The 12,047-nt window shown below is 33.1% G+C and carries 12 protein-coding genes and 1 pseudogene; 11 read left to right on the forward strand and 2 right to left on the reverse strand.

What is annotated here, in order from left to right:
- Positions 1 to 230 (forward strand): annotated as a pseudogene (locus BM088_RS23025) (ISNCY family transposase); the annotation flags it as partial.
- Between the two features lie 498 nt (positions 231 to 728).
- On the opposite strand, the gene BM088_RS23030 reads toward BM088_RS23025, so the two are convergent.
- The gene (locus BM088_RS23030) at positions 729 to 1,520 is read right to left on the reverse strand and encodes an alpha/beta fold hydrolase (protein WP_245763902.1); all 792 of its coding nucleotides are present in this window, start codon (positions 1,518 to 1,520) and stop codon (positions 729 to 731) included.
- Positions 1,521 to 1,902: 382 nt separating this feature from the next.
- Between BM088_RS23030 and BM088_RS23035 the strand changes: the two genes are divergently transcribed.
- The 9 genes from BM088_RS23035 (at position 1,903) to BM088_RS23075 (ending at position 9,890) form a co-directional block, all read left to right on the forward strand.
- A complete protein-coding gene (locus tag BM088_RS23035) occupies positions 1,903 to 2,376 on the forward strand; it encodes a GNAT family N-acetyltransferase (protein ID WP_091990495.1) in 474 nt (157 codons plus the stop codon).
- 442 nt (positions 2,377 to 2,818) lie between these two features.
- Positions 2,819 to 3,016, forward strand: coding sequence for a hypothetical protein (locus BM088_RS23040; protein WP_091990428.1), 198 nt, complete (start codon positions 2,819 to 2,821; stop codon positions 3,014 to 3,016).
- 326 nt (positions 3,017 to 3,342) lie between these two features.
- Positions 3,343 to 4,332, forward strand: a complete 990-nt coding sequence (locus tag BM088_RS23045; protein WP_091990431.1) for a hypothetical protein — start codon at positions 3,343 to 3,345, stop codon at positions 4,330 to 4,332.
- A complete protein-coding gene (locus BM088_RS23050) occupies positions 4,329 to 4,811 on the forward strand; it encodes a hypothetical protein (protein WP_091990434.1) in 483 nt (160 codons plus the stop codon). Before BM088_RS23045 ends, BM088_RS23050 begins: the two co-directional genes overlap by 4 nt.
- A gap of 33 nt (positions 4,812 to 4,844) precedes the next feature.
- Positions 4,845 to 5,159 carry a hypothetical protein gene (locus BM088_RS23055; protein WP_091990436.1) on the forward strand — a complete coding sequence of 105 codons (315 nt, stop codon included), beginning with the start codon at positions 4,845 to 4,847 and terminating at the stop codon, positions 5,157 to 5,159.
- Between the two features lie 124 nt (positions 5,160 to 5,283).
- Positions 5,284 to 6,885 (forward strand): hypothetical protein, encoded by a 1,602-nt coding sequence (locus BM088_RS23060; RefSeq protein WP_091990439.1) that lies wholly within the window; start codon positions 5,284 to 5,286, stop codon positions 6,883 to 6,885.
- Positions 6,886 to 6,953: 68 nt separating this feature from the next.
- Complete coding sequence (locus tag BM088_RS23065; protein WP_091990441.1) at positions 6,954 to 7,658, forward strand: hypothetical protein; 705 nt, start codon at positions 6,954 to 6,956, stop codon at positions 7,656 to 7,658.
- A 129-nt stretch (positions 7,659 to 7,787) separates the two neighbouring features.
- Positions 7,788 to 9,059, forward strand: a complete 1,272-nt coding sequence (locus BM088_RS23070; RefSeq protein ID WP_091990444.1) for a DUF6765 family protein — start codon at positions 7,788 to 7,790, stop codon at positions 9,057 to 9,059.
- Positions 9,060 to 9,275: 216 nt separating this feature from the next.
- Positions 9,276 to 9,890: a GNAT family N-acetyltransferase gene (locus BM088_RS23075; RefSeq protein ID WP_091990447.1), complete on the forward strand. Its 615-nt coding sequence runs from the start codon at positions 9,276 to 9,278 to the stop codon at positions 9,888 to 9,890.
- A 145-nt stretch (positions 9,891 to 10,035) separates the two neighbouring features.
- Here BM088_RS23075 and BM088_RS23080 read toward each other — a convergent pair whose 3' ends face one another.
- Positions 10,036 to 10,443, reverse strand: coding sequence for a hypothetical protein (locus BM088_RS23080; RefSeq protein ID WP_091990450.1), 408 nt, complete (start codon positions 10,441 to 10,443; stop codon positions 10,036 to 10,038).
- Between the two features lie 636 nt (positions 10,444 to 11,079).
- On the opposite strand from BM088_RS23080, the gene BM088_RS23085 reads away from it, so the two are divergent.
- Positions 11,080 to 11,937: a tetratricopeptide repeat protein gene (locus tag BM088_RS23085; protein WP_091990452.1), complete on the forward strand. Its 858-nt coding sequence runs from the start codon at positions 11,080 to 11,082 to the stop codon at positions 11,935 to 11,937.
- The last annotated feature ends 110 nt before the right edge of the window (positions 11,938 to 12,047 follow it).

The following is a 12,047-nucleotide window of genomic DNA, read 5'->3' on the forward strand; positions in this document are numbered from 1 at the left end:
CGCCTAATATACGGCATAAAAACTGTGTGGATATGGCAATCGAAAAGGCGGTTGTTCAATTCTCAATCGAACATCCTCACCTTGGTCAGCAGAAAGTCGCCATGAAGCTGACTGAAGCGCTTGGTATTGATATCAGCCCAAATGGAGTGCGCAGTGTATGGCTAAGAAACAATATGAATACCACTGCGTTGAGAGTTGAAAAATCACAATCCTTACAAAAGTCAGCATAAACAATAGCCAGTTTAGTAACTGGCTGATATGCTACTTACGACAAAGTCGCTCGGTAATTAGACCGACAGTTTCCCTTGGTAATCACACACATACAGCAACAGGGGGTCATCAGCCTAAAGATAAGCTAAATTTTGGTATTAACTGGCATAAGAGTGCCCTCTCGTTTGGTTGGATCACTTATATAATTGGTAAATCAACAACTCCTGGTCGCGCAGAAGACTTTATTTATGACATAGATGCATGGAGCTATTCTAATTTAAATATGAGTTATAAACCTGATAATAATATTGCTTATTCAATCGGCTTAAATAATGTATTTAATCAGGAACCCAGACGCACCATGCTAACAGCTGGTAATACTAATTCCTCTGGGGCTTATAGCGCAGCTTATTTAGGCTCAAGCTTCTTTTTAAGAGCTAAATATATTTTTTAATAATAACTTCCCTGGTACCTATGCATGTTTTTTAAGTGCATAGGTATTTTATAACTATTTACAATTAGGGAATTATACGACCTAGCAACTCTTTAGTATGCGTTAGTACTTGTTGCGTTTTTTCCTTATGTGGAATGTGACCACAAGTATTTAAAATGATCATTTTTGACTCACCTGAGGTTTTCTGACTTATAAATTTTGGAAATGCTAATGAACCATATTCATCGTTATCACCATGTAAAGCCAAAACCGGGCATGTCACTTTATGGATATAAGGCGCTAAACTCCAATTAGAAAACTCCGGAGATAACCAAACATCAGTCCAGGCATGTAAAACCCAATCGGCTTTTTCACCATGCCACTTTTCAAGTTTCTTTAATTGTTCTGATTTTTCAAAAAATATTTTTGCTTTTTTTATGCCTTTAACCGTTAAATTTTCAACAAATGCCTGAGAGGCTTCTGTTATTACAGCTAAACAGTTTTCTACATGAGCAGCGATGGTAATCGCTATCGCACCACCCACACTATGACCAAAAAGAATAAACTTATCTAATTTCAAAGCCTCACATAACATAGGGAAATATAAGGTTGCTTCTTCTAAGATAAAGCACTTATCTGGTATTTTCTCTTGCTTACTGGATTGACCAAAACCAAACCTATCATATGCAATTACAACGCGAGATAAGTGTCTTGATAGCATTTCGGGGAAATCTTTCCATAACGCAACACACCCTAAAGAATCGTGAAGTAATACGATAGGAGTTTCATCAATTAATCGTTCTGGCGTCCATTTCTTAACATAAATATCACCAGCGGCAGTATTTATAAAAAAATCTTCAATTATCATATTACGCATGAGACCCTAGTTATTGTGTCGTTCATTATTTTTATATTACTGCACTATATCAAATTAACATTTTGTATTCGTTTATTTATTGCAAGCAAAATTAAACTCAGTTAATGTGCCATAACTGTAATAATTAATGAATAAAAATAATTGATTTGTTGCTGTATTCAAAGATTTAAATTGTTTATGGAAAATAAATGTTTCACAAAATATGCTTGATAGGAATATCCTTATTACAGAATGTGCATCAACTCAAGCCCCTAAAGAAGAGCCACTCAAAATAGCAATAGACTCAAAAATTGTTAAACAACTTAAAAATAAAATTACTTGGAAATTTTAACTTAGTTTAAACAGATAAAGGATAGCGCCAAACTCGCTCAATATGGACAAAATGAAAATCGAATTTATAGAAGCGACTGAAAAAGATTCCGAACATATCGCTCAATTAGTACTGAAACTCACAAGTGAGATTTGTAAACTTACCAAAACACAACATTTTGATATAACACTTAGTGAAACGACTCAACGCTGCCAAAAACTATTAAAAGAAGGGCATTATGCTGCCATTATTGGGTTTTATGGAAATAAACCAATAGCCGTTGCAACCTTCGCAGAAACGTATGCTTTATATGCAGGAGGGAAAATTGGACTTATTCAAGAGTTTTATATATCACCCGAACATAGAACATCTGGATTAGGTCGTATTTTATTAGATCGCGTCAGAGCTTATGGTCTACAACAAAATTGGTCCTGCATTGAGTTATGTACCCCCCCATTACCTGAATTTGAGCGTACATTAAACTTTTATAAAAAGAATGGATTATCTCCTGTTGGTGGTAGAAAAATGAGACAAACATTAATTTAATAATATGCTCACCCAAAACAAACCTGTCGCACATGAATTTACCCCTGACTTTTAAAAATACAGGCCCTGTAAATTAATTCTTTATAGCGCGCATGAAACACTTTTAAAATCAGAAAACTCCAAGATTTTATTGACGTTAAATCGTGTTTTTACCTACTTTAATATTCATTTTATTATCAAAAAATTATCTTTCCTCCAGGTGAACCATAGATTTACATCTCAAAAGTAAGTTATCTGAAATTTAGTTGAGTTTTAATTGAAATTTAGCTGATGTTTTTATGATGATTTATCAATATATTAAATACAATAAATTTAAGGTACAAAAAAAGTTTTATTTCCAATATGATTATGAAAGAGGTACAGGCCTCTGAATGATAAAGCTCATAAATTGAAAAATAGATGAATGAGCAAAAAATAATTAAAAATCAATTAGGATATTAAAATGAAACTTAAACTAAACAAAAAGAAACTAAAAAACCTATCTAATGATAACAAAGCACTTCCAATGAATATGACACCAAAAATAGGTGGCGCACGAGGTCCTGAATCAGAAGCTTTTTGTCAAAATACAAATGATTACTGGTGCCAAAGACCTACATCTCCACTTGTGACATGCTCAAACGCTGATTTATGTGTTTAATATAAGTTAACATTATTATATTTGTTTTGATGGGACATTCAGCTATGAGTATCCCATCATTTCAAAAATCAGCTATTCACGTTAATGACTTCTAGCGCAGTAAATCATCTCACAACTTAAAACGCTGTTTTCGATATACCACCTCAAAATTCAGTTTCAAATATCAGCATGAATATCTCACCCTCTATAGCAGTTTTTAATTCAATACAGTCAATTTAACCAACCTTATTTATCCTCTTTTTACCCGAGTTTGTTTTTAGTTAGCCGAATAAAGTAAGCACACAGATAAAACAGCGCAATTTATAGCTAGCCAAGAGGGGAGAGTAATGAAGCAGATTACTGAATTTGAACTAAAAGAAGTCGGTAATAAAAACGAATTTTGGGGACATCTTGAAAAAGAATGCCAAGCAATGGCAGAACATGCTTTTAGTAAAGGTTTAAAAGTACCCGCAAACATAATGAAAGTTTTTGAGAAAATGGTCACTAAAGACAAAGTGTCTGCTGAAGAACTAACAGATATGCACAATCGGTTAGCTGAACTCATTTCTCCAGCTAAACCAGAAACAATTGTCTTAATGGCCCGAGAAAAAGAAAAAGGCTCCATATTTTTATTTTTAGGGAGAGTGCCACTGATCCGGCGCATGATGTTAGTCGCAATTGTTTCTTTGTCAGCTTTGATTGGTTTAAGTTTGTCTCAATACATCAATAATGAAAACATGGTTACAAGCATGTTTGATATGGAAGGAGCCAGATTACTTTACGTACAAACTATTTTGCTAGCATCCGCTGCAATAGGAGCATCATTCTCAGCACTCTTTAAAGCAAATTCCTATGTCACTGCGGGAATATATGATCCTAAATACGAAAGTTCTTATTGGGTGCGATTTGTAGTTGGTTTGATTGCTGGAATTATATTAACGCAACTCATTCCTATCAACTTAGATGCAGTTGCAAAGGCAGCATCGGAGGCCAGCGGTACCACAGCTTCAGGCGTCAGCCATGCTGCAATTCGCATTACCATGGCATTAGTTGGCGGATTTTCAGCTAACTTAGTTTATAAAATTTTAGATCGTATTGTTGAAACCGTGCAGTCATTTATCTCTCCCGTACAAGCAGAAGACCCCGAAGTTATTAAGCAAATGCTCACGAATAAATTTAACCAACAGCAACTCGTATTTATTTCTGGTTTAGCCAGTGAACTTTTAAACATCCAACAAAAGCTAGGTGACGAAGACTTTATTAGTAAAAAAGAAATACAAAGAATTTTATCTGAGTACCTCACATTTATAACTTCAAGTAAGGAAAATATGCAATGAATAAAAAAACACGATTATCACTCAAAATATTGCTCCCATTTTTAATTGTTTTTTCACTGGCATCTTGCTCTTTGCAATTGATTTCAGACTATGACCAGCGCACTTTAGAGCAACTAGAATTAGTCGCTAAAAAAGTAGATCGCTTATTCATTCGACTAAGCTATATGCCTGCACATAAACGAACCTATTCAAATAACGCATCATCATATATGGATATTGATGTTGAATTACAAGCGCTTAAGACTAGGCAAGAATTAAGGGCTTTGAACGAACTAACTCTTAAACAGGTCAATATCACCATTTCTTTATTCAAACAAGATAGAGAGCAACATAAAAAACAAGATACCATTTCAAATTTTTTACTTAAACGACATAGAAAACAATATAACCGACTTTTCCTCGCCATGATAAAAGGTGAAGAAGCTAAGAAAATACCACAAAGCAATCAACAACCTACTAATCAATTAAAAAACTATTAACCAATATAAAACATTCTTAAAAAGGATATAAAAATGAGTATAGATATCGCAAACCTATTTAAAAACATGGCTTCTACTGCTGGTAGTGATTTACAAGAAGATGGCGACAATATAAGTGGAAATTTGCTTAAAGTATTAGATAACAACAAGGAGTCTATTGCCGAGCTAGTTGAGGCACGTGCTAATGGTGATATAAACCAAGAAGATTTTGACTCTGAACTTGCTCGTGAAAAATCAATTTTAGAAGTAGAAATGTTAGGTTTAGAAATAGCCAGTAAAGCCGCCATTCAAAAAGCTGTTAATGCCGCTATCGGAACCTTAACCAGCGCAGTTTCAGCCGCACTGTAATGAAATAAATGAAACGTATATATATCAAACCTCTTCAGATGCCTGAAGTCGCTTAGGTATAAAGCCAAATACACTCGTGTACTTGGCTGCTTTGCGTTTTATTTCTCTAAATAAGGGCTGAATTATGACAAAAAAAAGAATACGCATTCGATATCGTCGCATTTCACTTATTCGACCTTATCGTATCATTTATAAAAAAAAAGCAATTAAAAAACCCGAAACTGATCAAATAAGCACGCTTGAGCCTAAAGAAAACAATAATATGATAATAAATGACCCCAAAGAAATAGAAGCTGAACTAGCCACAGAAGCACCAACGAATAACGAACAAAAAAGTGAGGAAGCTTCAAAGGTCGTAAGCTTTGATCCTGACTATAACCCGTATGCTTATTTAGTCAGTCAATTACCTAACATGCTAAATGCGATCCCTAACTTAGTAGGAGATCCTAAAGAAGAGGAAAAAGATGATAAAACTAATCCAGAAAAAGTAAATTATAGCACCAATATTAAAACGAATGAACCAAACTCGAGTGCTTCTGATAATGATCTAACTTCAAGTCATAGTATTAACGCGAGTCGTAAAATCAACAGTTCAGATCTTAAAACCAATAATGTTGGTCTCACTACAAATACCAAAATTAAAACAAAGAAAGCTGATATTCATAAAAGTACAAACATTAAATTTTATGATCTTGATATAAAATCAAACAATGATATTAAAACAATTGAGGCTAAAATTAATGAGAATAGCCATATAAAAATTAATGATATAGAGATAAAGGCAAATAAAAATAGGCATACAGTTAAAAAAGAGGCTCAAACACCAAAAGTAATACAGCATAACCAAGTAAAATCATGTTTAATACAATGGCAAAAATCAAATAATAATATTCACTCAAAAATAGAAAAAGCATTTATTTTAGTCAAACAAAAAAGCAAACTCCCTTGGACTAAAAATTTCAAATATAAACGACTTGCGGTAAGGTTTGGAGGGCCCGTAAAACCATTAAAAACGCATATTCAACCTTTTGAAAGTTCAGATAATACACTTTATCAGCAATTCAAGCATTTTTCTTTCACCCATAAAGTTTCATTAGCTAAGTTGAGTTTAATTTTTTCTTCAGTACAAAAGACACGCAACTTTTTACAATCAAGTAAGCTAAAACAGATTTATGCACCAGTTAAAAAAATGAAATGCATGTCACTTTACTCCCTTACTCTGGGTCATTATTTTGAAAAAGCATTGAAAAAAGAGCACTTATTTGGGAGCCAAAAATTAATCAGTGCTTGTTTACCTCTGTTAGAGTTTAAACAACAAAACATGCTCAAAATATCGAACTTACCCTCACTTATAAAACAGCTACACAATACATATATTATTAATAATCAGGATAAAAAATGTGCCTATATTTTAACGATTCGAATAGGAAAACAACATTTTAATATTGAGTTAAATAAAAACTCAGTGCATTTATATCTGGCATCAATGAAACCTATAAGTACAGAGTTTAACCAGTTTATAGACTTACTTGAATACTTAAGTAAAAACCTTGATTCAGAAAAACAATGCATTTTAGCCCTGTACATGAAACCAGCCAATTTAAATGAAAAACTCAGCCTAACATATAAACAAAGGTGCAAAATTTGGCAGCCATATTTAAGTCAGAAATTTCATGATTTCGTAAGTTCACCAGAGGTTTTAGTCAGTCACACCAAGTTAAGTTAAGACATAAATCATAATATTTTAGCGTGATTAACCAGACAATAAATTTACCAAATTGGAGTTTAAATTTAATGATTAAATTATTATTTCGTTCTTGTGTAGCAAGTGATGGCCGAAAATTTGCTTTTTTAACAGATCAACCTGAAGTCGAAGAATGTTTCGATAATGGATATAAAGTTGCCTATAAAGATAGAGATGGCAGCAATAACCCTGAGCTATTAGCGCATTGGAAAACAGAATTCACAGTAACATCACCAGAATTTACTTTATTACCAGAGTCAGAAGAAATACCAGCTGAAGTCATGACTGGTTTTAAAAATATGATTTCAGGGTTACTTAAAGGAATCGATGTTCTTTTTTGTGATTACAACTTAGGGATAGAAGGTGACTTACCTATGTGTAATGAAATTATGGATATACACAAAAGTACAGACTTTGTATTATTTTCTTGTGCTGACATAGTAGGTGACGATCCTAGTGTGCAACCCTATATGGTTTCTTATGCAGCCCCTAGATATGATTCAGGTAAAAAAGTTGCACTGCAGCATCGTATTTATTGTAAAACAGATCCCTTTGCTTTTTGCCAGGCAATAAATGCCATTGTCGTTCAGCGTAAAAAAGATAATCTAATGGGTGGGCACATTCGTACCGATATTACTCCATACATTACTGAACAAACAGTAGATGAAAGTGTCGCTAAACAAGCCGTTAATCATTTTGTTGACATGATAAGACGTTTAAATGGCGATATTAAAACCTTACCAGCACCAGAATAACTAAAATAAGATCCTAAATATTTAGTCAAGCTAAGTCACAAGTCATTTTAGGCTTAGCTCTACTGATATATGGTTACCCAGTCATTATTTTGCAGTACAGCACTGCATAACCCTATTAAGGATGTCCCTGTGGATAGTAACTTTCATTATTATGGAACCTATTTGGCTGCCCGCCTAGCGGGCATGAAGCCATATACAGCACAACAACTTGCCTATTATTGCCGTACTATGACGCAAATGCAGACTGGATCTGAGGCGCTATCAACTTGGCAGTATCAAGGATATAAGTTTTTCCCCTGTAGTACAGGTAGTCATATCAAAGTTGATGATATAAATGCACACTTAAATGATCATTTTCATTGTGATCTCGCTTTTAAAGATTTACCTGCTTTTAAAGAAAAATCTGTACATTTAGATGAAGAAAATACGTTAATAAAATCAAAAATAACAAAAACGACATATAACGAACACGCAGCTAGAAATAATGAAAAACAATCAATGACAAGCCATTATTATAATCCGCTAACAGATATTGATTGGAAAAAAGGCGGACAGTTTAAAGCGAAATTCAGTCAAAAACTCGCTTTCAAACATTTACTCTCTCAAAATGAAACTCAAAAAAAACAGACTGATCAAAACAATATCGATTTCTCATTTGATGAAAATAGCTTTCAGATTAAAGAAAAAGTGATTGATGAAACTATAAGTAATCAAAGTTTAGATAAAGTAGACCCTAAATTAAGATGTGAAGCTAATAGTGACTTTTCGCGCACGATGTTAAATGATGTGATCCACAAAACCCGCTACCGTTCAGATGTAAATAAATTTGAGTTGGCTTTATTAGGCTGTCGTTTATTTGTATATCAAAATACCTGGAAACACAAAAAAGAAAATAATCATAAAGATAAAAGTCAAAACTTATTTGATGCCTTTTATTGGACGGTTTATGCCATAAGTAGTTTTATAAAAGGTAAAACAATGACTAACAAGCGTCATTGGTCAGCAGATCATAAATTTAAAAATATCACTTTATTAGAAAGCTGTTTAACAGATATTTTCACTCATGAGGGCTCTCATTTAAAAAAAGAATACCTTTGGTTAAACCATATGCCAACTTTATTGAGCAATGATGAAAACGCATCTTCCGTGCCATTTATTAATTGGTTAGAAGGACTTAGATATCGAGAAAATCACTTAATCGAGCAGGCGATGCTTGAAGCAAATACCGATGAGACACGTCAAATAGAAGATTTAAACGCTTTTAAATCAAGCTATTTTTTTAAGTTAAATAAAGCAAATGAATATCACTCAACCTGGTTAGCACAACAATTTAAAAACCAAGGCTTATCTGAGTTTGATACAACACAAAGGTTAGGTAATTACGATATATGGCGTTTATAAGTTTTAACCATTTAATTAATATTTTTTAAGGAGTTTAGTATATGCGTTTTTTAGATATCTTAATTGTTGTTTGGCTCATTTGTATCAGTTTATATTTGTTGAACCCCATTTTTAAAATCTTCATAGATGGACTTTTACCTTAATCATAACTTTGAAATACCGAGTTCCCTTCCGGCCTATGCTTCAACCCAGCCTCTGGGTCGGCTTTTATAAATAATGACAATGAATAATAATCCACTGAATAATACGCAATTAAATAAACCACTTCATCAAGGTTTATTTGAGCATAAAAAATCAACACATATTCAAATAAAATTAAATTCGTCTAGATTGTTAAAAAACTTAAATAAACTACAACTCAAACCGCTAAAATCAACTTGCCCCGAAAAAACCTTAAGTTTATTGACTGCCGATATATGCAAAAAACTCGCGATAAACAATGTCTCCAACTTAGAGCAAGCAAATAGTTTTATACAAGGTATTAATACTAGCCATACAACAAGGTTTGCAATTTTCCACCCTGAAAACGGCTTTGTGGGCTGTATTTGTTTTGGTATTACCCAAGAGGTAAGTGAAAGATATGCAAATATTAGTTACTTCATAGGAGAGCAATATCAACAACAGGGTTTTGCTAGTCAAGCATTAGATTTATTATTCGAAGAATTAAGAAAATTAAATATAACTTATGTAACAGCACAAGTTTATCGCTATAACATAGGGTCAAAGCGGTTATTAATTAAGGCTGGTTTTTATTTACTTAAGGATGATATCTCAAATAATCATCTAGAAAAGCAAGATTCTGATATTTTGAACTTTAAGCGATTCCTATAAAAACACGTTAGAATTTTTATAGGGATCGCTTAAAACAGAAAATGAAAACAATTAATATAAATATTTGAGGTAAGTTTCCTTCTTAACCAACATAAGCATATTCATATCACTGTTCTCACTTTCCTAAATCGTAACAAAGGAGATGTTAGTACTCACAAACCCAACGAGTTCGAGTTTGACAATTGTATTTTTCTACACCCACTTTTATTTTATCCGTACGCCATTCTGTTCGTGTTAAATCATAACGTGTATTGCCTAGGTATACAGGACCTCGGCACTGATATCGACCAGGAGTCGTAAAAGAATACGTATCTTCAGCAGCTAAGCTTTCATAGTGACATTCAGTAATTTCTTTATCTTCGTAGATAGGGCGCTCATCACATACCTGATATGTTTCTGGCACTAGAATTCCATCACACCAACTTGATGCAGCAGGACCGTCTAAAATTGCTGATGGCGCAACAGGTTTAATAAATTCTGAAATATTGATACTACTCGGAGCTGCCATAGCAACAACAGGTAAAAAGCTAAGTGCAATTACTAATTTTTTCATGGGTTTTTCCCTACCTTATAGTTATTATTTAATTACATAGTTCCTTGTTCGGGTAATAACCTATCAAACCTATTTATGTATGTAAACCAAAAAGGTACAAATATTTTATGAGGAAATAAAAAAGGATCGCAGTTAATAAAATAAAACTTAGTTTATAAATAGTCGGAAAATTATAAAGATTGAAACTTCACTTTATGCATTTTATATTTAACGTTAGATTTTTAATAATTGTATATTTAAACCACACTCATTAAAGGTTGGTTTATTACATATTTAGCCTCTGCTGTTTTGATCCAATTAAATTCTTATACCTAATAACAGGCGAATAGTTGAACTGCAAAGCCAGAATTAAAAACGATGACTGATTGGATTCATGATAAAAAAGAATTCAGTAAAACCGAATAGGAAATAAAAAAACAACAAAAGCAAGGGCGGTAGCGTTAAGGGTAACTGAGTCGTGTTATAAAATTCTGATACATCTATTTTTGAAAACATAACTATCTTTTCTTTAACATATCTTTAAGGCTTAAATTAATAAAGAGACTGTCTTTTATTCAAAATAAATGTAACACTTTCAATGTTCTATCTAAGGAACTAATCAATGATGATTTACCAAAGAAAGGAAGATAATTAAATATGAAAATTATAATAAATATATTGATATGTATCTATCTGTCAGGGATGTTTATAACTGTTCAAGCTTCAGAGATACCAGAGTGTCAAAGTGATGAATGTGTTAATTATTTTAAAAAATATAAACAATATTCAAGAGCAGGTCACCCAGCGGCAATGGCAACATTAGGGGAATTATATTTTAGTGGCTATGGTACAGATAAAAATCTAAAGAAAGCATTAAAATACTACAAACGTGCTGCACGCCATGGTTCTACTTTTGCCCAACATAAAGCTGGTTTACTTTATTTAAAAGAAACTGAAGTATTAGATAAAGAAGAGGGTATAAAATATCTAAAAAAAGCCGCCAGAAACAAACATGGGGCAGCAGCATTTTTGTTAAGCGTTATTTACCATGAAAATGACTATAACCTATATGATCTCTCGCAATCAGATAAATGGCTAGCAGTTGCTTATCAAGCTAAATACAACAAAGTACCTGCATTTATAGACAACTTAATTAAATTAAATCTATTTACAGCGAATAATTTCCCGGAATCAACTCTGTTAATCAATGAATTACTTCTTTCACAAAATCACCTAACCCCCCAAGATAAAAATATTACAAATTCAGGAGCCTCTGAAAAATACCAACAAGCTTCCATCCCTTGGCCTAAAGGTGATACTGAAGTCATAACAGTCACGGCACCCACAATAAGTGAAATTTTTGATTTTGAATTAGCAAGCTTTAAAAATAAAGCGCCAATACAATCTGGAACGGGTTCTCGCCTACCGGGCACTTCATGTGCAGATAACCCATCTTGTCACGGGGGAGATATTGATGCCTACAAACTTTTGTTTGCAAAAATGCGTGCAGGGTAATATATAAGATTAATTTATTAGTATGTGTTAGTTAAATCTTGATCTGACAGTGACTCATTTTAATATAGTGACTGTCAGGCTATCAATAATAAGACCAGAGATAAAGTTCG

Source organism: Pseudoalteromonas denitrificans DSM 6059 (genome assembly GCF_900112265.1).
Classification (GTDB): domain Bacteria; phylum Pseudomonadota; class Gammaproteobacteria; order Enterobacterales; family Alteromonadaceae; genus Pseudoalteromonas; species Pseudoalteromonas denitrificans.